This window comes from Picosynechococcus sp. PCC 7002 (genome assembly GCF_963860125.1).
Classification (GTDB): Bacteria; Cyanobacteriota; Cyanobacteriia; order Cyanobacteriales; family MRBY01; genus MRBY01.
In genome coordinates this window covers 2,468,972-2,491,498 of sequence record NZ_CAWLFA010000001.1, presented here as the reverse complement: position 1 = coordinate 2,491,498, position 22,527 = coordinate 2,468,972, and the positions used below count along the sequence as shown (strand labels likewise).

Sequence of the window (22,527 nt, the reverse complement as noted above, 5' to 3'; positions counted from 1 at the left end):
CACCATTTCCCCTTGACAGGCCACTGCTGCGGATAGCATTGGTCTAACGCCGTTTATCGTCCACCCAGCGGCATTTGCGCCCAGCCCCACCAGACTTTCAACCACGCCAACCTATGAGAATCCTCAAGACCCTAACCCTCAGAGGCCCCAATTATTGGAGTATTCGACGCAAAAAGTTGATCGTCATGCGTCTCGATCTCGAAGAAATTGCGGAAATCCCCTCCAACGAAATTAGCGGATTCTACGAAGCCCTCAGCGAAACCCTCCCGAGTCTCGTCGAACACCACTGCTCCCCCGGTTGCCGGGGTGGTTTTTTAAGTCGTGTCCGGGAAGGCACCCTCATGGGTCACATCGTGGAACATGTCGCCCTCGAACTCCAAGAATTAGCGGGTATGCCCGTTGGGTTTGGTCGCACCCGGGTCACTGGCGATCATGGTGTCTACAATGTCGTTTTTGAATATATTTATGAACAAGCCGGACGTTATGCTGGACGGGCCGCCGTACGCCTCTGTCAATCCATCCTTGATACTGGGCGCTATTCCCCCAAAGAACTAGAGCAGGATCTCGCCGATCTCAAAGATCTCTGTGCCAGCTCAGCCCTCGGCCCCAGTACCGAAACCATCGTCAAAGAGGCCGAATCCCGTGGGATTCCCTGGTCATTGCTCAGTGCCCGTTCCATGATTCAACTGGGCTATGGCCTACATCAGCGACGATTACAAGCCACCCTCAGCAACCAATCTGGCATTTTAGCCGTTGAATTAGCCTGTGACAAAGAAGGCACCAAAAATATCCTGGCCGATGCGGGTGTCCCCGTGCCCCGTGGTACCGTGATTCGCTATTTAGATGACCTTGAGGATGCCATTGAAGATGTCGGTGGCTATCCCATTGTGATTAAACCCCTCGATGGCAACCATGGCCGTGGCATTACCATTGATATCAAAACCTGGGCCGACGCAGAACACGCCTACGATCTCGCCAGTGAAGCCTCAAAAACCCGCTCCGTCATCGTAGAACGTTACTACAAAGGCAGTGACCACCGGGTATTGGTTATTAACGGTAAGCTCGTTGCTGTCTCCGAACGGGTACCAGCCCATGTGGTCGGGGATGGTCACTCAACCATTGAAACCCTCATCGAAGAAACAAACCGCGATCCAAATCGGGGCGACGGCCATGATAATGTCCTCACCCGCATCGTCATCGACCAAACAGCCCTAAAAGTGCTCGATCGCCAAGGCTTATCCCTGGACACCGTACTCCAGGACGGAGAAATTGCCTATTTGCGAGCCACGGCGAACCTCAGTACCGGGGGCATTGCCGTTGATCGTACCGATGATATCCACCCCTACAATGTGTGGCTCTTTGAGCGGGTGGCCAAAATTATTGGCTTGGATATTGCCGGGATTGATGTGGTTACTGAAGACATTACTCAGCCTCTCCCCGATACCGATGGGGTGATTGTGGAGGTCAATGCGGCTCCTGGTTTTCGGATGCACGTGGCGCCAAGCCGTGGTTTACCCCGAAATGTGGCGGCCCCAGTACTGGATATGCTCTATCCTGATGGTTCCCCCAGCCGGATCCCCATCATTGCCCTGACGGGAACCAATGGCAAAACTACCACTACCCGTTTAACGGCCCATATCTATCGCCAAACGGGAAAAGTCGTGGGCTATACCAGCACAGATGGGGTTTACATCGGTGACTATCTCGCCCAAAAGGGTGATAATACTGGCCCCCAAAGTGCGGCGATGATTCTCCAAGACCCAACGGTGGAAGTGGCCGTCCTGGAATCAGCCCGGGGCGGTATTTTACGGGCTGGTTTAGCCTTTGATCGCTGTGATGTAGGAGTCGTCCTCAATGTCGCAGCAGATCACCTAGGTCTAGGGGATATCAATACCATTGAGCAAATGGCCCAGGTCAAGGGCGTGATTGCTGAAACAGTTAGTCCCGATGGCTATGCGGTTCTGAATGCGGATGATCCCCTCGTTGCCGCCATGGCCGAAAAGGTGCGGGGTAAGGTCACTTATTTTTCAATGCAGCCAGATAATCCCTTGGTTTTAGAGCACATACGACGGGGTGGACTGGCGGCGGTTTATGACAATGGTTATCTGACGTTGTTAGAAGGAGAATGGAAGCTACAGGTGGAGCATGTGAAGCACGCGCCGGTGACAATGGGGGGCATGGCTCCGTTTATGATCGCCAATGCCCTCGCTGCTTGTTTGGCCGCCTTTGCCCAGGGCGTTGATATTGAACATATTCGCCAGGGGTTACGCACCTTTAAGCCTTCGGCAGCCCAGACCCCAGGACGGATGAACCTTTTTGATTTGGGAACGCACCACGCGCTGGTGGACTATGCCCATAATCCGGCGGGTTATGAGGCCGTTGGTGCCTTTGTGAAAAACTGGCCCGGCGAACGAATCGGGGTGGTGGGTGGCCCTGGCGATCGCCGCGATGAGGATTTAATTTTGTTGGGGCGCATTGCCGCTGCGGTTTTTGACCGAATTATCGTTAAAGAAGACGATGACAAACGGGGCCGCCACGCAGGGGAAGTGGCAGATTTAATCCGCCAGGGGATTCAAGAAGAAAATCCCAATTGCCAATACGAAACCATTCTTGATGAACAACGGGCCTTGAATGTTGCCCTCGATGAAGCGCCCCAGGAGGCTCTGGTGGTGATTTTCCCCGAAAGTGTGACCAGGGCGATCGCCATGATTGAGCAGCGCCTACCTAGCCAAACTAACCCTGGCCTGAATGGGACGGCGACTGTCTCTTCCGAAGCTCCGGTGAATTCTCCCTCCATCGCTAGCTAAGGGGTCGTTTGTCCGTAACTCACCTATTTTTCAAACAAAAAACGAGCATCCTACACCTGGAGATCAGAGGCGGGCGTTGCCCCCAGGGAAACTAAAGGAATCGTGCGGTAGTTGCCGAGGATTTTCAAAATTTCTGTGTGGGTCTGGAGTTCCGTCAGGGCTGCTTGAACATCGGGATTTGTGAGACAACCATCGAGATCGACAAAAAATAAATATTCTCCCAGGGAGCGTTTCGTGGGGCGCGATTCAATGCGGCTGAGGTTAATTTTGCGGCGGGCAAAGACCTCTAGGGCACTCACGAGAACCCCAGGAATTTTTGCGGGCAGGGTAAAGGCAAGGGAAATCACATCCCCAGCCGTCTGGACGTCCTTCCCTAAAACCCAAAACCGGGTGCAATTTTGCGGAAAATCACCAATGGCATCCACCACGATGGGTAAGTGGTAAAGATGTGCTGCCCGGGGCGCGGCGATCGCCCCCAGGTGAGGATTGTCCTTGAGGCTACCCAGGACTGCAGTTGTGGAATTTGCTTCAATCAGGGCCGCATGGGGGAGATGTTTTTCCAGCCACCGCTGACATTGGGCCAAGGCCTGGGGGTGGGAGCGGACTTCTTTGATGTCGCTAAAGTCTGAGGCAAAGGAAATTAGGGCATGGTGGATGGGCAGAATAATTTGATGGCAGATGGATAAAGGATGCAATTCCCAGACCAAATCTAAGGCGATCGCCACCGACCCTTGAATTGAATTTTCCACCGGGATCACCGCTAATTGCACCTCATCGTGGGCTAGGGCATACAAACTCTGGGCAATGCTCTGGCAGGGAACTAGATCAACAGCCGGAGATTGTTCCCGCTGCAACCACCCTTGATAGGTCTGTGCCGCTGCTTCGGCGTTGGTGCCCGCTGGCCCAAGGTGAGCAATTTTTATGGTCATACCCGACGATTAATTGGCGAATGTTTCCAATCCTACCAATTTTTAAGGGCGTTGCCGCTGCCGTGGTCGCGTCGTCCACCAGATCATCGCCCCACTGGCCAGGAGCAAAAGCAGGCCCAAGGCATTGAGAAAAGGATAGATTACCTCTAAGTTCACCGGCCCAAAATGTCCCCGGTGGAGTTCTAATAGCCAAAAAAAGTCCGCCGTGTTGCCCGTCAAAGAAGCCACTTGAAACAGGGATCCCGTTAGCACCGTAATCAAGAGAGGAGCCACCATAATGGGCACAAGACGACGGTGAACCTGACGAAGATCGCGTTGGGGAAAAGCCATAGCTTGCTGTTACCTCAAAAAATAATCTCCTCTATTGTGGGGTGTTTTCTAGAGATTGGTGGGTTGAAGCCGGGGCTGTTTCTTGGAAATATTTATGGGCCGTGTAGGCGAGGGTAATTACCCCTGTGAGAATTGCACTTTCGTCAATGTCAAAGAGGGGATGGTGCAGGGGATAGTTCAAGCGGTTTTGGTGGCCGACCCCCAAGCGAAACATCGTTCCCGGAAGATTTTCGAGGTACATGGAAAAATCCTCGGCCCCCAGAGAAGGCTCCGGTAAAATTTCGACGTGGCGATCACCTAGGGCTTCCCGACTCGCCTGTTCAAGAATTTTCGTCAAGTCAGGATCATTTTGCACCGAAGGCACCCCCCGCTGGTAGTTGACCTTATATTTTGCGCCGTAGGTATTGCAGATGTTGGCGACAATATTTTCAATCCATTGGGGTAAATCCGCATGGGTCTCTGGATGGAGCGATCGCACAGTGCCAGTCATGTGTACCTCATCGGCGATAACATTTGCCGCCCGGCCCCCGTTAATTTTGCCAATGGTCAGGACAATGGGTCGCAGGGGATTTTGGGTGCGGCTGATCGACTGTTGTAGGGCTGTGATCACCTGGGCCGCAATCCAAATCGCATCAATGGCTTGGTGAGGTCGCGCCCCATGGCCCGATTCGCCATAGATAAAAATTTCTAAATCATCGGCGGCGGCAGTGAGGGCACCATAGCGAATTCCGATGGTTTTAGCGGGAATGGTCGGGAAAACGTGCAAACCAATCACCCCATCGATCCCTACCAAGGCCCCGTCATCGACCATCCATTTCGCTCCCTGGGCAATTTCTTCGGCGGGCTGGAATAAAAAGCGGATGTTGCCGCCGATCGCCTCCGGGAGTTGAGCCAAAACCATCGCCGCTCCCAGACCCACTGTTGTGTGCACATCATGGCCGCAGGCGTGCATTACTCCCATGCGGGTAGAAGCATAGTCTAAGTTTGTACATTCTTGGATTGGCAGCGCATCCATATCGACGCGAATCCCTAGGGTGCGCGGGTCTGTCCCTTGGCCCCGGAGATTACCAACCACCCCAGTTTTTCCCACTGACTCCTGTACCGCAATGCCACAGGAAGACAAAACTCCAGACACATAGGCTGCTGTCTGTTGTTCCTCGCCGCTGAGTTCGGGGTGGGCGTGGATGTGGCGACGAATTTCAATTAAACGGGGCGCTAATTTTTCCGCAAGGCTTTTAATTTCGGCGAGCATAGGGGCGGTCAACTTTAGACGGGCAGTTGCAATGGAGGTTTAGCCTTTTATTGTAAAACAGCTAATTTGCTAGCGTTGTTCGGCGTCGTTGCTAACCAAGGGCGATCGCCCCTAGATTTTAAGACCACCCACCAAAACAAAAATCCCCAGAAAAACTCCGGGGATGCAACAACCTTCTCCAAAACAAAAGACAAAACGACGAATTTTAAAAATAACAAGCTCAAATTCAGACCAGCAAACACAGATTCTTTAGATCGCACCCATGCTACCCAAGCCGAGGATTACCCCAACACCGAGGATATGTCCGAAACTCGTGGTTGCGAGGAGTGCAGGAAGACCCATGCCACCAAACATATCAGGCATCGGCAATTCGGGGCCTTCGGAAGGGTGCTTAATGGTGGCTTTCCCAATGGCGATCGCCAAAACATTACAAATCACCATCACAACGGCGACTTTGGGGCTCCAGGCCATGGTGGTGGGCACAGCGGCAGCAACGGTAAGGGCAAGGGACATAAATCTTGACTCCTAAATAACAATTAAATAAATTTTGGATTTTTTAGCGTAATTGTCCCTAGTTTTGCCCAAAGCTGAGCCTTTGCTTTATTTCCTTTGCAATACTTAGCAACATCGTAAAGTTTTATAAATAGATCGCCCCCATCGGCTACTCAGCACGAATCAATGCCAGTTCAATTTCATCTTCTGTGGGTTGGGCGATCGCCGCCGTGACATCCGGGCCAAAAAACCGCTCAATTTTTTCCTGACGTGTCTGCCAATCTTCCAGGGAAAATAACGGCGACTTAAATTCCAGCACCAGCGCATAACGCCCTTTCCGAGACTCCTCGCGGATGTGGTGCAATAGAGGCCGTTCCTCGTCCGTCGGGCTTAATCCCAGGCGTTCTAAGGCATCATCTAAATGACAATCTTGACCATAGCGATAGCGCGTCACGTCTTTTCTGATTTGTTGTTGAGTGGCCGTTGCCTGGCTTTCTCGCAGTGCTTCTAGTTCCGGTGAAAGCGCTTTGCTGTAGGCGATCGGTTTAATTTCCGCTGCCTTGAGGGCCAACCCCCCCAAAAGAATCGGGATGCCGTAGAACATTCCCGCCAAATTCAAGGTGGCATTACCAAAGCCATAGGCCGCAAAGCCGACCACCGAGAGAATACCTCCCACCACTAAACCCACACTACCCAGGGAAATTTTGCCGAACATCCAGTTGCCCCATTAATCCTAAAAAACACAAAACGTTACTAATCTTAACATGGTGATTTTAGGTCGTCGGCAAACTGTAATCACTATTGGGCGTGGAAGGGTCAGTAATTGTTGCCACCAAAGTCTTGATCACGTCCTTCGCGCCTTTGCCACCAGTGACAATCACCCGATGAGCTAAAACAAACGGTGCAAGGTATTTGATGTCATCGGTCGTAATGAAATCTCGATCCGCCAAGAACGCATAGGCCTGGGCCGCCCGCTGGAGAGCCACCGTACCCCGGGGACTGACCCCCAGAATAATCCCTTCGTAATTGCGAGATTTTTGGACAATTTTGACAATATATTCCTGGATCGATTTTTCGACGTGGATTTGATTCACAAGACTTTGGAGTTCACGCATCTCCTCTAGGGAAATACAGGGCTTGAGTTCCTCTGGGGCAATGCGGGATTGGTGGAGTTGGAGCATATCCACCTCCTCAGAAAAGCCAGGATAGCCGAGGGTAAGCGAAAGAATAAAACGGTCCATCTGGGCTTCTGGGAGCGGAAAGGTGCCCTGGTATTCGATGGGGTTCTGGGTCGCAATCACGAAAAAAGGTTTAGGCACTTTACGGGCTTCACCATCGACGGTCACCTGTTGCTCTTCCATCACCTCAAGAAGTGCGGACTGGGTACGGGGGGTGGCCCGATTAATTTCGTCGGCGAGGAGGACATTGGCAAACACAGGGCCGGATAAAAATTCAAATTCACGGCTACTGGGATTCCAAATATTGGTGCCTGTAATGTCACTGGGTAAAAGATCGGGGGTGCATTGAATCCGCTGAAAGCGGCCATTGACGGAACGGGCGAGAGATTTTGCTAAAAGTGTCTTGCCGACGCCGGGGACGTCTTCGAGGAGCACATGGCCGCCACTTAACATCGCCACAAGGACAAGACGAATGGCATCTTCTTTACCGACGATGGTTTTCGAGAGGTTATCGGTGAGGTCACGAATGCGTTCTTTCATGCTGATTGGAGGTGGTGGTGAGCAGGGTACGGGCGCGATCGCCATCCTGGTGAATTTGATTTTGGAGGGCCTGGAGGGAGGCAAATTTTTGTTCTGGACGCAGGTAATGGAGGAGATCCACCTTCAGGTTGGCCCCATAGAGATCCTGGTGATAATCCAAGAGGTGCACTTCCACCGTCGGCAGGGCAGTGGTTGTGACCGTGGGACGACACCCAATGTTTAGTATGCCCCATTGGGCGGTGGGCAAAACATCGCTGGTGACTTGCACCGCATAGACTCCGTATTTCGGTAAAAATTTCGTCGCTTCTCCCTGGAGATTGGCGGTGGGAAAACCGATTTGACGGCCTAATTTTTGACCATGGGTTACGGTGCCTTGGAGGGAATAGGGACGACCGAGGAGTTGATTTGCGTATTGAATTTGTCCCGTCGCCAGGGCTTCGCGAATGGCAGAACTGCTAATTCTTGTTTCGGCTTCCCGGCACAGGGGCGTGATATGAACATCGATCCCAAAGCTTTTGGCGATCGCCTGGAGATCAGTGGCACTGCCACTCCGCCCTCGACCAAAGGAAAAATCACTCCCGACACTAATGGACTGGGTTTGTAACTGTTTGACGAGGATTTCGGCGACAAACTCCTGGGGAGAGAGGGCCGCGAGTTCCCGATCGAAGGGGAGTAACACCAATTGTTCGATCCCAAACTGCGCCAGAAAGGCTTGTTTCTCCGGGAGGGGCGTGAGGAGATGTTGGGGGTTCCCAGAGAAAAACTCCCGGGGGTGGGGGTCAAAGGTGACAACGGTGGCGTGGATTTTAGGAGAATTTGAAAGGCGATCGCCCACCACAACCCCTTGGGACAGCGCCCTTGCTTGGGTAACCGCCGGGGCAATGACCCGCTGGTGTCCCCGGTGAACCCCGTCAAAATTGCCCAGGGCAATGCAAGTGGGTGTTAACGCTTCAGTTGTTGATGAGATTACCCGCACGCTTTACAGTCCGAAACATTTGACCGTATTTTATACCGATATCAGACGGATAGTGCTTGGGCCGACCCAGGCAGCCCAGGATTTCCTTCTCCGGAGGCTTGCAAAATAATGGTCTTTCCTTCTTGGGCGATCGCCGTTCGGGGAAAAATAGCCTGGGCCGCTGCTTGGACGCCATCGAGGAAATCATCACCATGGCTTGGATCATGGTGAAACAAAATTAATTGCTTAACGTTGGCGGCCTGGGCCACCTTCACCGCCTCTTGCCAGGTACTATGGCCCCAGCTCACTTTGCTATGGCGCGGATCATGATATTCCTCGTCCGTGTAGGTCGCATCCATAATGAGGACATCGGCCCCCTGGGCGAGCCGTAGCACTTGATCATCGAGGCGATCGCCGTAATGTTCCGTGTCTGTGATGTAGGCGACCCCTAAACCTTGCCAATCGACCCGATAACCCACCGCGCCACCGGGATGATTCAAAGGGCCATTGGTGACTCGTACTTCTCCGAGGGACACCGTTTCCCCCAGGGCTAAGGCAACAAAATTTAACTCCGCCCGCATCACCTGGAGAGGCACCGGAAAGTTGGGATGGAGCATTTGGTCATGGAGCCGTTTTTGAATCGGGATCTCATCGTCCGCAGTGACGCCATAGATATTGAAACGATTTTGCGGCTGAAAAGCGGGCGTAAAAAAAGGAAACCCCTGGATGTGATCCCAATGGGAGTGGGAAAAAAATAGATGGGCAGCAATCGGTGCTGATTCAGCGACCAACGCTTCACCCAGCAGGCGCAGTCCCGTACCGCCATCAAAGATTAGGCGTTGATTTCCCGCGCACATTTCTACACAGGAGGTGTTGCCCCCGTAGCGGACGGTTTCTCGCCCGGGACAAGGAATACTGCCACGCACCCCCCAAAACTTGATCTTAAATTCCGTCTGGGTCTGGGCCTGGACCATGGCTCGTAAATATTACGTGAACATTAAATGAATTGACGTGAGAAGGGTGTCTTGCCTGAGATCGTTGGTTTTTGGCAATGGTAAGACTGCCTAGGGCTTTGATGCGACCAGCATTTTTATTGGTAAAACAAGCAAGATAGTAAGAATAGATACCGTTAGACTAACAAACCCGGCCGTCGATTTAGGGGGTTTGCATCACTTACGTAGCATGATTTGGATCACCAGATTAACGACCTAGGTGGTGCAGTTGATTAATAACCTCGGTACAGGTTTGGGTTACTTGGTTCAGGGATTCTTTTTTCACGGCTGGGGGTGGGGCGATCGCCTCACCGATGCGCACGGTTAAAGGTACCGATTGGGGCATTTTCTTCCCCTTGACTAAAATTTTCTCAGTGCCCCAAAGACTGATTGGCAGGAGAGGAACCTGGGCTTTCGCCGCAATGAGGGCTGCACCAGGTTTAGGATCGGTGATCATACCGTCTGGAGTCCGGGTTCCCTGGAGAAAAATACCCACGCCCCAACCTTGTTCGAGGGCTTTGATCGCCGCGCGGATCGCCCCCCGATCCCCGGCCCCCCGCTTCACTGGGTAAGCGCCATAGAGGGCGATCGCCTGCTTGAGAATTGGCACCTGAAATAATTCTTCCTTCGCCATAAAAGCCACCGGACGACAGAGGCAATTGGACAAAATCGGCGGGTCAAAGTTACTGGCATGGTTACTCACCGCGATAAATGGCCCCTCCCTGGGCACATGCTCGACCCCATACACCCGGCCCCGAAAATACGTCCGAAACACCGGGTTCACAAAGCCCCACTTAAAGGCACGATAAAGAATCAGGCTACTCAAAGGTTCCCTGGCGCGGGGAGATTCTAACTCAGGCATGGTGAAACAAGCGGCGAAACAACGGATTTGATCAGTCGATATTACCGCGATCGCCGGATCGATACCTAGACTCTCGGGACGAATTCAGAGAATTCTCTCCTTCGTGACCTGTGGTGATGGAATTCCTGATGATTTGTCGAGTTTTGCCCATTGGCTTTCGTCTTGGCCCCAAGCGTTATTTTGTAGCTTAAAGAACTTAATTTTTTCTTAAGATTCTTTTGGGGATCCAGAAACACTTTTAAGAATAAGGTTTTATATCAAAAATTGTTACTTAAATTACAAAAGAAAAATTCGGAAAACATCTTGCCAAAATGCGAATAGATAAAGAAATATCAAACTTTCAAGAAGAACTATTTTGCTTAGCTTATGTCTTTGTAGTAGACGTTACAACCATTGGGGATCAATCGGTGTTAGCTTATCATCGAGAGATATAAAAGACTATTTAAATATTTACCCAGGAATCCCATGGCTCAAATTCTTGATCCCATCCCAAATGATGACAACAAAGCTCTACTTTGCTGCTATGTAAATGCAACCAGTCAAATTCAAGTTGCGCGTATTACAAATGTTGAAGATTGGTATTTTGAGCGGGTTGTTTTTCCCGGGCAACGGCTAATATTTGAAGCCCTCCCCCAGGCGATCTTAGAAATTCATACGGGGATGATGGCGAGTGCTATTTTATCGGACACGATCCCCTGCTATCGTCTGGCAATGCAAGAAACTGGCTCGGAAACAGATGAACCAGAGCCGGCCCCGGTGAATCAAGATATTCCTGCGGCTAGACCGGTGGCGATCGCCCCCTAAGTTTTTCCTTAAATTTTTGCCACGAGCCATCCTCCGGGGTGGTTTTATTTTGTCTTCCCCCATCGTTAAACCCCAAAGCCAAAATGTAAGATAGAATACCGCTCCTAACTCTATTTGACCTTGACCGCCCATGACTAAGACCCTGCCTCCTGTAACTGTAATTGGTGGTGGCCTCGCTGGCACAGAAGCCGCCTGGCAAATTGCCCAAGCCGGGGTTCCGGTCACGCTCTATGAAATGCGCCCCGTCCAAAAAAGTCCAGCCCACCATACCGCCGACCTCGCTGAATTGGTTTGTAGTAATTCTTTTGGGGCCGCTTCCAGCGATCGCGCCGCCGGATTGCTTCACGAGGAACTTCGTCGCCTCCAATCCGTGATCATCAGCACCGCCGACCAACACCGCGTCCCTGCGGGGGGAGCCTTAGCCGTTGACCGGGGCGTTTTTAGTCAAGATCTCACCCAAAAGCTTGCCGAACATCCCCTCGTCACCTTTCGCCGGGAACCCCTAGACCAAATCCCCAGCGAAGGAATTACCGTTTTAGCGACTGGGCCTCTGACCACCGCTGCCCTGGCCACAGAACTGCAACAATTCACGGGCCTGGAATACATGAGCTTCTTTGATGCCGCCAGTCCGATTATTGTTGGTGAAAGCATCAACCAAGACATTGCCTTTCTCGCCTCTCGCTACGACAAGGGAGAAGCTGCCTATCTCAATTGCCCGATGGATCCAGCCCAGTACCAGGCGTTTCGGGCGGCCCTTTGTGAAGCAGAGCAAGCAGAACTGAAAGATTTTGAACTGGAGACCGCGAAGTTTTTTGAGGGCTGTCTTCCCATCGAAGAATTAGCCCGCCGTGGTGAAGATACCATGCGTTTTGGCCCCCTAAAACCCGTAGGTCTTTTTGATGCTCGCCTCGGGGATTTTCGCGCCCCCGAAAATAAAGGCAAACGTCCCTATGCAGTGGTGCAATTGCGCCAGGAAGATAAACAAGGTCAACTCTGGAATATGGTGGGTTTCCAAACCAATCTCCGTTGGGGCGAACAAAAGCGGGTGTTCCGGATGATCCCTGGGTTAGAAAATGCTGAATTTGTCCGTATGGGCGTGATGCACCGCAATACGTTTTTAAATTCCCCTGAGTTGCTCGAAGCAACGCTTCAATTTAAAAAACGCCCGACCCTCCTCGCCGCTGGCCAGTTGATTGGCACCGAAGGTTATACAGCAGCCGCAGCAGGGGGATGGCTCGCCGGAACCAATGCCGCGCGGTTAGCCCAAGGATTAACACCTTTGACCTTGCCGGAAACCACAATGATGGGCGCTCTCTTCGAGTTTATCCACAGTGCTTCTCCCAAGCATTTTCAACCGATGCCCCCCAATTTCGGGATTATTCCGCCCCTAGCAGAACGCGTACGGAGCAAGAAAGAACGGTATGGCGTTTATCGCGATCGCTCCCTCACTGACCTGGAGCAATGGCGGGAAGAGTCTTGTCGTCCAGCCGCCTTAGTCTAATAATTTCGTAACATCCCCCAGGTTCACCAAGATTTTTGACTCAGCAAGCGTACTTTGATGGTGCGCTTTTTTTGTGAGTAGAGAAGTCGGCGATCGCCAAAAAAAATCCCCCGATGATTACCGGGAGATTTACGGGTTAATTAGGCGTAATTCACACAATTTACATTAAACAGAAGTGAGTTGCTTTGCCGCCGCATTAACATTGGCTTCAGGGCTATCGGCCTCAGAAGGAGGAAACACTTGCCAGAACTGGGGTAAATAGTTAGCCCAATTTGCAAGAATTGCCTTGGCTTTCGGGCTACCGGTTTTCTCGGCGTGGGCTGTGATCAGATCCTTCAATTGTTTTTCCCCTGCTGTAGTACCGACCCGTTGAATGTTCACAATCTCTGTATTCATCTTTTCGGGGAGAGTGTTGTGTTCATCGAGAATGTAGGTGAGGCCACCGGTCATCCCTGCGCCCACATTACGACCCACATCACCGAGCACCACAATTACGCCACCGGTCATGTATTCGCAACAGTGGTCGCCAGTCCCTTCAACAACGGCTTTACCCTTCGAGTTCCGCACCGCAAAACGTTCACCCGCACGACCATTGGCATAGAGGGTGCCGCCGGTAGCCCCATAGAGACAGGTATTGCCGATGATTACGTTATCTGCCGCTGCATATTGGGACTGGGTTGGGGGAACGATGATAATTTCACCGCCATTCATCCCTTTACCCACATAGTCGTTGGCTTCCCCTTCGAGGTGCATGGTCATTCCCAAGAGATTAAAGGCCCCAAAACTTTGACCAGCAGAGCCTTTAAAGTTAAATTTGAGTTCTCCTTCAAAGCCTTCATTGCCGTACTGCTTGGCGATAAAACCGGAAACCCGGGCACCGACGGAGCGATCAGTGTTGATGATCTTGATCTCTTGACTCAGGGAGCCTTGTTCACGGATAGCTTGCTGCACCGCTGCATTTGCCAAAATCTCATCGTCTAGGACAGGGCCATTACTGTGCACATCACCATGGTTCAACCAATCGCGATTGTCGCGGACATCGGGCAGGTTGGTCAGGCAATCTAGGACGAGACCACTGGTCTTCGTGAGCTTGACGTTTTCGCGGGGCTTGAGCAGATCGGCGCGGCCAATAATCTCATTGAGACTCCGGTAGCCGAGTTTGGCCAAGATGGCACGAATTTCTTCGGCGATGAAGTAGAAGAAATTAACCACGTGCTCAGGAATGCCCTTAAAGCGATCGCGGAGGCGCTGTTGTTGGGTTGCGACCCCGACGGGACATTGATTAGTGTGGCAAACCCGCGCCATGATACAGCCTTCGGCAATCATCGCGATGGAACCAAAACCATATTCTTCGGCCCCCATGAGTGCGGCCATGATCACATCCCAGCCGGTTTTTAGACCACCATCGGCCCGGAGGATGACGCGATCGCGCAATTGATTATCCATGAGGGTCTTGTGCACTTCGGTCACACCCAATTCCCAGGGGCAACCTGCGTGCTTAATGGAACTGAGGGGCGAGGCACCGGTACCACCGTCATGGCCAGAAACCATAATGACATCGGCATTAGCCTTGGCGACCCCAGCGGCAATGGTTCCAATGCCAATTTCGGCAACCAGCTTCACAGAAACCTTCGCGGCAGGATTGATCTGGTGAAGATCGTAAATCAGCTGGGCGAGATCCTCGATGGAGTAAATATCGTGGTGGGGGGGCGGAGAAATAAGGGTAACACCGGGCTTAGAATTCCGCAGCATCGCGATGTATTCACTGACTTTTTTGCCGGGTAGTTGTCCTCCTTCGCCAGGTTTTGCCCCTTGGGCCATCTTGATCTCTAGCTGACGACCACTCATTAAATATTCAGGGGTCACCCCAAAGCGGCCGGAAGCAATTTGTTTGATGGCAGAGTTGGCGGTGTCGCCATTGCGCAAGCCGTGGAGATGGGGCAAGGTGGGGGAATCGCCGCTCGCATTCACATCATCAAGGATCTTAAAGCGCACGGGATCTTCGCCCCCTTCGCCGGAGTTGGATTTGGCACCGAGGCGGTTCATGGCGATCGCCAAAGTTTCGTGGGCTTCCCGAGAGAGGGAGCCTAAAGACATCCCACCGGTGCAGAAGCGTTTGACGATACTTTCTACGGACTCGACTTCACTGAGATCAATGGCCGGGCGATCGCTCTCGAAATCAAGCAAATCCCGGAGTGCCGTCGCAGGGCGATTTTCTAGATAATCCTGATAGTTGCCGTAGTGATCAAAGGCTTCTTGCTGATCGTCGTTGTAAGCTGCCACCGCCTTATGGAGGGCTTTGGTCATTTCAGGGGAATTCATATGATATTCACCCCCCTTGCGGTAATTTACAAAGCCATAATTGGCCAGTTTACTGCCGGAAAGTTCAGGGAAAGCACGACTATGGAACGCAATCCCTTCCTGGGATAGGTCGGCGAGGGTCATGCCACCCACCCGGGACGTGGTGCCCTTGAAGGCAACATTGATCACTTCCATGCCGAGGCCAATCGCTTCAAAGATTTGGGCACCATGGTAGGACTGGAGCAGGGAGATCCCCATCTTGGACAGAATTTTTAGTAGCCCCGCTTCAATGGCATGGCGATAGTTATCCTGGGCCTTTTCGATGGTCATGGCCGGAATTTGCTCAGCGGCCATTTGCTTCTGGACCCGGGGAATATACCACCAGTGACGGACGGCTTCTAAGGCGAGGTAAGGACAAACGGCAGAAGCCCCATAACCCACGAGACAGGCAAAGTGATGGGTACTCCAACATTGGGCCGTATCTACCACGATGGAGGCACTCAAGCGGAGGCCAACGCTGATGAGGTGGTGATGCACAGCCCCCACTGCTAGGAGAGGTGGAATAAAGCTGTGGTCTTGATCGACGGTGCCGTCGGCGCGATCGCTCAAGATAATAATTTTATTACCAGCCCGAACGGCAGCTTCCGCCGCTGCACAGAGTTTTTCAAGGGCACCCCGGAGACCATCGGGGCCATTGGCGATCGCATAGGTCGTGGCCAGGGTCGTGGCCCCTAGTTGGCTATCCCGGACCCGTTGCAGTTCTGCTTCGTTGAGGACGGGGCTATTCAGTTTGAGCACCTTGGCATCTTCAGTGCCGCAATCCAAGAGATTACCCCGTTCGCCGAGGTACATATTCAAGGACATGACCAGGCTTTCCCGCAGGGGGTCGATGGGCGGATTGGTGACCTGGGCAAAGCGTTGCTTAAAGTAGTCGTAGAGCAGACGGGGCTTGTCGGACAGTACCGCCAGGGGAATGTCATCGCCCATGCAGAAGGTCGGTTCTTTGCCCATCTCCGCCATGGCATTGATGATCATCTCGACGTCTTCGGCGGTGTAGCCAAAGGCCGTTTGGAGCCGGAGCAGATCGGTTTCACCTTGTTGGCGATCGCCAACGAAATCCTGGGATTCGAGGACTTGACGATTTTCCCTGAGCCAGGTGCCATAGGGCTGGGATTCAGCAACCCGCTGTTTGATTTCCCAGTTTTTGAGGAGTTCTTGGGTTTGGAAATCAACGGCGACCATCTGGCCAGGGCCGAGGCGACCTTTTTCCACAATATCTTCGTCGAGGACGTCCACAACCCCCGCTTCCGAAGACACAAGAATATAGCCGTCCTTGGTGATGCAATAGCGGGCCGGGCGTAAACCATTCCGGTCTAGGGTTGCACCGACAGTTTTACCGTCACTGAATACGAGGAGGGCCGGGCCATCCCAGGGTTCTTGCATACCCGCGTAGTAGTCATAAAAATCGGTGATTTCCGGGTGTGCTTTGAGGCTGGGTTGATTTTGGTAGGCTTCCGGCACGAGGATCATCGCCGCTTCCATGGGCGATCGCCCGGCCCGAACCAACAGCTCCATCGCACTGTCTAAATTGAAAGAATCACTATTATCGGTATTGACAATCGGGTGGAGGGCTTCAATATCATCCTTGTTCCAACCGGGAATTTCGAGGATATTTTCCCGGGCCTTCATCCAGTTGATATTCCCGATGAGTGTATTGATTTCCCCATTGTGACCCAACAAACGCATCGGGTGCGCCAGGGGCCACTTAGGCATGGTATTCGTGCTAAAGCGACGGTGGTAAACCGCAAATTCACTCTTATACAGCGGGTTGGTTAAATCCTTGTAGAACTTACCCAAGACTTCTGACTGCACCATGCCCTTATAAACGATGGTGCGACAGGACAAAGTACACACATAGAAAACATCGGTGAGGTGCTTCCCAATTTCCGAGCGGGCGATATAAAGGGCTTTATCCAGTTCATCGCCAGTTAACCCCTGTTCCGAGACCACAAACACCTGCTTCATCTGGGGTTGGTTTTCCCGCGCCTGAATACCTAGGGTTTCTGGGGCCACAGGCACATCCCGCCACCCTAAAATTTTGAATTGACGACGGGTCAGCACATCTTCAACTAACGCTTTTGCTGCTGCACATTCTGCTTCAGCCTGGGGGAGGAACACCATCCCAACGCCGTAGGTTTCGGGGGCTGGCTGGGTAATCCCCTCTGCTTGGAACCATTCAGCAAATAATTCGTGGGGCAACGCCGTCATCACCCCTGCACCATCACCGGATTCACGGTCGGCGGTACAGCCACCCCGGTGCTCCATGCAGCCCAGGGCCGTCAGGGTTTGTTCAATTAATTTATGGGTTTTGCGACCATCTTTATAGGCCAAAAAGCCAACACCACAGGCATCCCGTTCTTCCACAAGCCAACGGGGACCGGTGTAGTAGTTTGTTGTTTCTTGATGATTGTTTTGGGAGAAGGTGCCTTGATGGTTCATTATGTCTCGGTCCATAGGTTAGGAATTTTAGGGTAGAAAAAACCTGGTGTGCTGTGGGGAGGGGACGTATTTTTGGGGACGACTGGCCTCTACACGAACCCACTGGAAATGCTTGACTAGAAATCTCCGTTGGGCTTATTTAGAATAGCGATATTTTGTCGGACGTCAAGTTTTGGGGACGATGATCTCTATCCACTGCTGATCATTCGTGGCTTTGGGCAGGATTTTAGCGACTGCATTTCCCCAGGGGATGACGTTAACGCTCTTTAATTTTTAACTTGACAAAATCTGCGCTAAAGACAGCGTAGCAATATTATAGGAAATAAATTCATTTAACAATAGGGAATACCGTTAAAGGGCAGTCGTTTGGGGGGCGTGAAACATTTCCCCTGGGATAAAGTCAGTGTTTGTTGATGTTGTAAGGAAAGAGTAGGCTTTGATGGGATTACGTCGTTGGCAATGGTTCTTGGGGACAGTGGGTTGTTTTGGGCTGAGTTTTGGGACACCTAATTTGCTGGTGGGAGACTTGGCAAGTCCGCGGGCGATCGCCAATCCCGTGAGCCTTAATACCCAAATCCAAGCCAAGGGCAGTCAAATTCGCCTCAATGGTCAAACCCTCCGGGGAGCCTGGGCCCAATGGTCAGAAAATGGCACTGTGCGTCTGGGGATTGAATCGATGACCCTAGAAAAAACCCTGGGGATGGAATTGGGGAATGGCCTCGATTTGGGACAACAACCAGTCACCTGGTTTGACGATACTCCCTACCAATTGCCGATTCGCTTTGCCGCTCCCTACCGTTACCTCGATGTGACCGCTTTGGCCGCAGCGCAGCAATGGCAGGCTCGGCCCAACGGCAATGTTCTGGAACTGACGACGCCCAAGGGACAAATTTTGAGTGTCCGCCAGGGGAAACAGACCTGGGGCACGCGCTTGGTCATTGATCTAGACCGGCCTGTGCTCTGGCAAAAGGTGAGCCCCACAAAACTGCGGCTCCAGAGTGATTATGGAGTGACGGCCCAACGGCTTAGGGGGCAATTAACGGCGAATGCACTGCCGTTTACCCTCAACGATAGTAACGGTTTAACGGAACTTGTCTTTAAAGCGGGGGCTCCAGAGATCCAGGTCTTTAGTTTGGCGAACCCACCCCGCCTAGTGGTCGATTTGCGATCACAACCAGAAAATCAAAATCGGTCTGTGCAATGGCTCCCTGGGGTGCAGTGGCGACAGGAAAATTTTGCGGCCAGTTCTGGGCCTGTGCGGGTGACTTGGCTCGAAATTGACCCCACCCAACGGCAACTCCAGCTTAAGCCAATCACTCCGGATAACAACACAATTGTGGGGTTAGCGCCCCTGTTGATCCAGGCAGACACCAATCAGGCGATCGCCGCCATTAATGCGGGCTTTTTTAACCGCAATAACCAATATCCCCTGGGAATTGTCCAAGGCAATCGAGCTTTGCGTTCGGGGCCAATTCTCAATCGGGGAGCAGTGGCCTGGGATAATGCGGGCCGCTGGGAATTTGACCGCCTCAAAGTCGAAACCGATATTGTTGCAGGCAATGGTGAACGGGTCGGGGTTGAACTGATCAATAGCGGCTATGTGAAAGCCGGGGCCGCCCTGTATGACCGCGCCTGGGGCAGTCGTTACACCACAGCCGTTGATCATGAAATTGTGCTGACAGTGATGACCTCCGGGGGCCGCGACCAGGTCATTCGCCAGGAAACGGCGGGGAAAGCGGGCCAAAATAGTTATGAAATTCCCCAGGGTGGTTATTTGTTGGTCTTCCGCTCCTTTCGCACCGGGGCGGCCAAATTTCCCGTGGGGGTGACCCTAGAACGGCGACCCAGATTTACCCCCAATAGTTTTGCGACGTTACCGAATATTGTCGGTGGTGGCCCGCTCCTCCTGAAGAATGGTCAGGTTGTTCTCAATGGCCAGGCAGAACAGTTTAGTACGGCCTTCAATATTCAGTCAGCTTCCCGCAGTGCGATCGCCAGAACCCGAGACAACAAAATATTGCTGGTGACCCTCCACGGCGCGGCAGAAGAAACAGCCGGGGCAACCCTCAACGAATGGGCGAATATTCTCCGCCGTCTGGGGGCCACGGATGCCTTGAATTTAGATGGAGGTGGATCTTCGGCTCTCGCCCTTGGCGCTAATTTAAGCGATCGCCACCCCACTACCGCCGGACGGGTTAACAACGGTATCGGCTTGTTTTTAGAATAGAACCGACGCACACTAATCCCTGCCCGAATTACCGATGAATAAACGCCTTGTCCAAGTCATTGTCTTTGTGATGATCGTTCTGTTGCTGGTGCCCCTCCTGGCAACCCCTGCCTTTGGTGCTGATCTCGACCAGGGAGCCCAGATCTTTGAGGCCCATTGTGCCGGCTGTCATCTCAACGGTGGCAATATCGTCCGGCGCGGCAAAAATCTCAAAAAACGGGCCATGGCGAAAAATGGCTATACCTCCGTAGAGGCGATCGCCAATCTTGTTACCCAGGGGAAAGGCAATATGTCCGCCTACGGTGACAAACTCAGCTCTGAAGAAATCCAGGCCGTCTCCCAATACGTTCTCCAGCAATCCCAAACCGACTGGAAATCTTAAAAATCAAAGTAAATGTAAGGAATATTCCCCTCTGGCCCAAAAATCAAAATACCGTAGAAACAGAGGGGAATTAGCGCCACTTTAAGACCCCAATTCAGTTGCAGTTGCCACTGGCGCTGCACTAAATATGCGCCTCCCATGCCCAATAGGAGCAAACTCAACAGCACCAAAAAATCAGGTCTTGCTAAGCCAAGCCCCTCCAAATAAATTTTTTGGGTAAATTGCAAATCCCCCGGATAATGCCACAGATGCCGCAAAAGCAAGATAGCACGGGGGCCATCTGGTAAACGGAAGGGAATCCAACTCAAAAACACAAACGCCTGGGTCAAGAGCCATGCCCCCAGTATTCCCGGCAGCGACGCCCAGAAATTCTCTAACCACAGCCAACGATTCGCAAACCATTGTCCCAATCGATGAATCCCTAGACCCAAACCGTGGAGACAACCCCAGATAACGTAACCCCAGGCGGCCCCATGCCACAATCCGGCTAAAAACATCACTACAAAAAGATTGGCACAGGTGCGCCCCAAACCTCGCCGAGAGCCTCCCAGGGGGAAATACAGATAGTTGCGTAGCCAATCGCCCAGGCTGATGTGCCAACGTCGCCAAAATTCTGCCAAACTCGTTGAAAAGTAAGGAAAATCAAAATTTTCGGGGAGCTGAAAACCGAGCAACTTAGCACTGCCCAGGGCCAGATCCACATAGCCGCTAAAGTCAAAGTAAAGCTGGAGGCCATAGGCCAGAATAAAAAGCCACAGATCGCCGCTGCCTGCCCGTTCGAGGTTATTGGCACAAAGTTCCACAAAAACCCCCAGATTGTCGGCGATGAGGACTTTTTTTACCGCCCCGCTGGCGATGAGCCATAATCCTTCGACCCCTTCGTCGAGTAATAAGCCTGCGGTTCTACGGCTTTGCCCAGAAAAAATATGAAAGCGAGTAATCGGCCCCGATAGGAGTTTGGGAAAAAATAATTTATAGCTGCTAAATGTCAATAGGGACTGGGCCGCAGGAGCCCCCCGGTACACATCTACCAGATAGGCGATACATTCAAAGGTGAAAAAGGAAATCCCCAAGGGCGCGATTAGGGTTTCTGGGAAGGCGATCGCCCATTGCTCTAGTCCAGGCCAGGGCCAGAGCCACGCTAGATTCTCCAGGGTAAAAGGAATATATTTAAACCCAAAGAGCACCGCTAGATTTAGAAAAATACCTAAGCCCAGCCAGTACCCCGGCTGCCATTGCCACAATCGAAAAGCTTGCCGCAAAGACTGGGGGCGATCGCCCGATGGGCCTTGGCGCACGAGGAGTTTACCCCAAAAAAAGTTCAAGACCGTCAGACCTACCAGCAATGGTAAAAATTGCGGTTGTAGCAGGCTATAAAACAAGACACTAGCCAGTAGCAGCAGCCAGCGTTGCAAAGGTGGCCAAAACCGTCCCAAACCCCAATAGCTCACCACTGTTCCCAGGAGGAAACAGCCATAGCCGAAGGATACCAGCCTCATTGGTTCGTCAAAAAAACATCAGGGTCACCATAGCAGCCCTGTCTCAGAATTAATAGCCCTGGCCCGGATCAAAAGGTTCTACAATTTCGACTTCAACGGCCTTTTCAATTTCTGGTTCCGCCTCAATGACCAAAGGAGCCGACACGGGTTCTAGTTCCGGTAAGGCGATGCGCTGGGGTGCTTTTTCTTTCACAAGGTCTGGCATTGGTTCTGCCTTATCTAGCCAGTATTCCGCCACCGGTAACGTGTGCTCTAGATCCTCTAGCAGTCGCGGAATAATCATCACCGCGTGGAGCTCACCGATCCGTTCTGCTTCGTGCATCCCCGCATCAATGGCCATCGCTACGTTGGAAACAGTCCCGCGAATAATCGCCGTACATAGCCCATCACCGATGGTTTCATAGGAGGCCAGTTGTACATCAGCGGACTTTAACATCGCGTCGGCAGCCCCCACCATCGCCGGAAAACCACGGGTTTCTAGGAGACCGATAGAACGATTACTCAGACGACTATAACCCCGTTGCTGCTGGGCAATTTCTGCCAAGTGACTGCCAATGGGAAAAATGGCTTCAAGATTTGGCAACGGTCGGGGAATAACTAATTTAGAAACGTATTGATCAAACTGAGCTGCAGTGCGCGCCCCTTCTTCGACGGCCAGGCGAACATCCGCTGTTTTTCCCCGAACTACGGCTGTACAATAGCCGCCCCCAGTTTTTTCATAGCCGACAAGGGTCACTGCCGCTGACTTGAGCATCATGTCCGCAGTGCCCACAATTGCCGGAAAGCTCTTGGTGGAAACGAGTCCCAAGGCACAATCTTGAAACGGATGCGCACGGTGGGGTGCTTGGCGGAGGGGTTGCCGACGGGCAGGAAAATTCATAGGAACTGGGGGAAGGATCGGTTTAGAACAGTCTCGCTTTATGATTAAGTTTATCGGGCAAATACTGATTTACCTATCATTTTACGTTATTCCACTT

General features: G+C 52.2%; 17 protein-coding genes. 5 read left to right on the top strand and 12 right to left on the bottom strand.

Going from position 1 to position 22,527, the window contains the following annotated elements; translation table 11 throughout:
• The first annotated feature begins 113 nt into the window (after positions 1-113).
• Positions 114-2,807 carry a cyanophycin synthetase gene (gene cphA / locus AACQ84_RS12105; RefSeq protein ID WP_012308001.1) on the top strand — a complete coding sequence of 898 codons (2,694 nt, stop codon included), beginning with the start codon at positions 114-116 and terminating at the stop codon, positions 2,805-2,807.
• A gap of 50 nt (positions 2,808-2,857) precedes the next feature.
• On the opposite strand, the gene pheA is transcribed toward cphA, so the two are convergent.
• The 9 genes from pheA to AACQ84_RS12060 form a co-directional block, all read right to left on the bottom strand.
• The gene (gene pheA, locus AACQ84_RS12100) at positions 2,858-3,736 is read right to left on the bottom strand and encodes a prephenate dehydratase (protein ID WP_012308000.1); all 879 of its coding nucleotides are present in this window, start codon (positions 3,734-3,736) and stop codon (positions 2,858-2,860) included.
• Positions 3,737-3,778: 42 nt separating this feature from the next.
• On the bottom strand, positions 3,779-4,066 hold the full coding sequence (locus AACQ84_RS12095) for a hypothetical protein (RefSeq protein ID WP_012307999.1): 288 nt from the start codon (positions 4,064-4,066) through the stop codon (positions 3,779-3,781).
• Positions 4,067-4,097: 31 nt separating this feature from the next.
• On the bottom strand, positions 4,098-5,318 hold the full coding sequence (locus tag AACQ84_RS12090; RefSeq protein ID WP_012307998.1) for a M20 family metallopeptidase: 1,221 nt from the start codon (positions 5,316-5,318) through the stop codon (positions 4,098-4,100).
• A gap of 249 nt (positions 5,319-5,567) precedes the next feature.
• The gene (gene psaK, locus AACQ84_RS12085) at positions 5,568-5,831 is read right to left on the bottom strand and encodes a photosystem I reaction center subunit PsaK (RefSeq protein ID WP_012307997.1); all 264 of its coding nucleotides are present in this window, start codon (positions 5,829-5,831) and stop codon (positions 5,568-5,570) included.
• Positions 5,832-5,979: 148 nt separating this feature from the next.
• The gene (locus AACQ84_RS12080; protein WP_012307996.1) at positions 5,980-6,525 is read right to left on the bottom strand and encodes a DUF2854 domain-containing protein; all 546 of its coding nucleotides are present in this window, start codon (positions 6,523-6,525) and stop codon (positions 5,980-5,982) included.
• A gap of 58 nt (positions 6,526-6,583) precedes the next feature.
• A complete protein-coding gene (locus AACQ84_RS12075) occupies positions 6,584-7,528 on the bottom strand; it encodes an AAA family ATPase (RefSeq protein WP_012307995.1) in 945 nt (314 codons plus the stop codon).
• Positions 7,509-8,504 (bottom strand): bifunctional riboflavin kinase/FAD synthetase, encoded by a 996-nt coding sequence (locus AACQ84_RS12070; RefSeq protein ID WP_012307994.1) that lies wholly within the window; start codon positions 8,502-8,504, stop codon positions 7,509-7,511. The genes AACQ84_RS12075 and AACQ84_RS12070 overlap by 20 nt, the downstream gene beginning before the upstream one ends.
• Before the next feature lie 41 nt (positions 8,505-8,545).
• Positions 8,546-9,457, bottom strand: a complete 912-nt coding sequence (locus AACQ84_RS12065) for an MBL fold metallo-hydrolase (RefSeq protein ID WP_012307993.1) — start codon at positions 9,455-9,457, stop codon at positions 8,546-8,548.
• 226 nt (positions 9,458-9,683) lie between these two features.
• Entirely contained in the window at positions 9,684-10,337 is a 654-nt protein-coding gene (locus AACQ84_RS12060) for a lysophospholipid acyltransferase family protein (protein ID WP_012307992.1), read from the bottom strand.
• Between the two features lie 465 nt (positions 10,338-10,802).
• Here AACQ84_RS12060 and AACQ84_RS12055 point away from each other — a divergent pair, with 465 nt between their 5' ends.
• Positions 10,803-11,141, top strand: coding sequence for a DUF1830 domain-containing protein (locus AACQ84_RS12055; protein ID WP_012307991.1), 339 nt, complete (start codon positions 10,803-10,805; stop codon positions 11,139-11,141).
• A 130-nt stretch (positions 11,142-11,271) separates the two neighbouring features.
• Positions 11,272-12,642 carry an FADH(2)-oxidizing methylenetetrahydrofolate--tRNA-(uracil(54)-C(5))-methyltransferase TrmFO gene (trmFO, locus tag AACQ84_RS12050; protein WP_012307990.1) on the top strand — a complete coding sequence of 457 codons (1,371 nt, stop codon included), beginning with the start codon at positions 11,272-11,274 and terminating at the stop codon, positions 12,640-12,642.
• A gap of 165 nt (positions 12,643-12,807) precedes the next feature.
• Here the strand turns inward: trmFO and gltB are convergent, their stop codons facing one another.
• The gene (gene gltB, locus AACQ84_RS12045) at positions 12,808-17,442 is read right to left on the bottom strand and encodes a glutamate synthase large subunit (RefSeq protein ID WP_049761644.1); all 4,635 of its coding nucleotides are present in this window, start codon (positions 17,440-17,442) and stop codon (positions 12,808-12,810) included.
• A 439-nt stretch (positions 17,443-17,881) separates the two neighbouring features.
• Between gltB and AACQ84_RS12040 the strand changes: the two genes are divergently transcribed.
• The gene (locus AACQ84_RS12040) at positions 17,882-19,669 is read left to right on the top strand and encodes a phosphodiester glycosidase family protein (protein WP_012307988.1); all 1,788 of its coding nucleotides are present in this window, start codon (positions 17,882-17,884) and stop codon (positions 19,667-19,669) included.
• Between the two features lie 34 nt (positions 19,670-19,703).
• The gene (locus AACQ84_RS12035) at positions 19,704-20,051 is read left to right on the top strand and encodes a c-type cytochrome (RefSeq protein ID WP_012307987.1); all 348 of its coding nucleotides are present in this window, start codon (positions 19,704-19,706) and stop codon (positions 20,049-20,051) included.
• Here AACQ84_RS12035 and AACQ84_RS12030 read toward each other — a convergent pair.
• Positions 20,048-21,550: an MBOAT family O-acyltransferase gene (locus AACQ84_RS12030; protein ID WP_012307986.1), complete on the bottom strand. Its 1,503-nt coding sequence runs from the start codon at positions 21,548-21,550 to the stop codon at positions 20,048-20,050. The two genes, AACQ84_RS12035 and AACQ84_RS12030, sit on opposite strands and share 4 nt — an antisense overlap.
• A 49-nt stretch (positions 21,551-21,599) precedes the next feature.
• Entirely contained in the window at positions 21,600-22,430 is an 831-nt protein-coding gene (locus AACQ84_RS12025; protein WP_012307985.1) for a BMC domain-containing protein, read from the bottom strand.
• Positions 22,431-22,527: the final 97 nt, after the last annotated feature.

What these genes read in the sequence shown, in the direction of transcription:
- cphA (WP_012308001.1), top strand. Translation starts at nt 114, where the DNA reads ATGAGAATCCTCAAGACCCTAACCCTCAGAGGCCCCAATTATTGGAGT.
- pheA (WP_012308000.1), bottom strand. Translation starts at nt 3,736, where the DNA reads ATGACCATAAAAATTGCTCACCTTGGGCCAGCGGGCACCAACGCCGAA.
- AACQ84_RS12095 (WP_012307999.1), bottom strand. Translation starts at nt 4,066, where the DNA reads ATGGCTTTTCCCCAACGCGATCTTCGTCAGGTTCACCGTCGTCTTGTG.
- AACQ84_RS12090 (WP_012307998.1), bottom strand. Translation starts at nt 5,318, where the DNA reads ATGCTCGCCGAAATTAAAAGCCTTGCGGAAAAATTAGCGCCCCGTTTA.
- psaK (WP_012307997.1), bottom strand. Translation starts at nt 5,831, where the DNA reads ATGTCCCTTGCCCTTACCGTTGCTGCCGCTGTGCCCACCACCATGGCC.
- AACQ84_RS12080 (WP_012307996.1), bottom strand. Translation starts at nt 6,525, where the DNA reads ATGTTCGGCAAAATTTCCCTGGGTAGTGTGGGTTTAGTGGTGGGAGGT.
- AACQ84_RS12075 (WP_012307995.1), bottom strand. Translation starts at nt 7,528, where the DNA reads ATGAAAGAACGCATTCGTGACCTCACCGATAACCTCTCGAAAACCATC.
- AACQ84_RS12065 (WP_012307993.1), bottom strand. Translation starts at nt 9,457, where the DNA reads ATGGTCCAGGCCCAGACCCAGACGGAATTTAAGATCAAGTTTTGGGGG.
- AACQ84_RS12060 (WP_012307992.1), bottom strand. Translation starts at nt 10,337, where the DNA reads ATGCCTGAGTTAGAATCTCCCCGCGCCAGGGAACCTTTGAGTAGCCTG.
- AACQ84_RS12055 (WP_012307991.1), top strand. Translation starts at nt 10,803, where the DNA reads ATGGCTCAAATTCTTGATCCCATCCCAAATGATGACAACAAAGCTCTA.
- trmFO (WP_012307990.1), top strand. Translation starts at nt 11,272, where the DNA reads ATGACTAAGACCCTGCCTCCTGTAACTGTAATTGGTGGTGGCCTCGCT.
- gltB (WP_049761644.1), bottom strand. Translation starts at nt 17,442, where the DNA reads ATGAACCATCAAGGCACCTTCTCCCAAAACAATCATCAAGAAACAACA.
- AACQ84_RS12040 (WP_012307988.1), top strand. Translation starts at nt 17,882, where the DNA reads ATGGGATTACGTCGTTGGCAATGGTTCTTGGGGACAGTGGGTTGTTTT.
- AACQ84_RS12035 (WP_012307987.1), top strand. Translation starts at nt 19,704, where the DNA reads ATGAATAAACGCCTTGTCCAAGTCATTGTCTTTGTGATGATCGTTCTG.
- AACQ84_RS12030 (WP_012307986.1), bottom strand. Translation starts at nt 21,550, where the DNA reads ATGAGGCTGGTATCCTTCGGCTATGGCTGTTTCCTCCTGGGAACAGTG.
- AACQ84_RS12025 (WP_012307985.1), bottom strand. Translation starts at nt 22,430, where the DNA reads ATGAATTTTCCTGCCCGTCGGCAACCCCTCCGCCAAGCACCCCACCGT.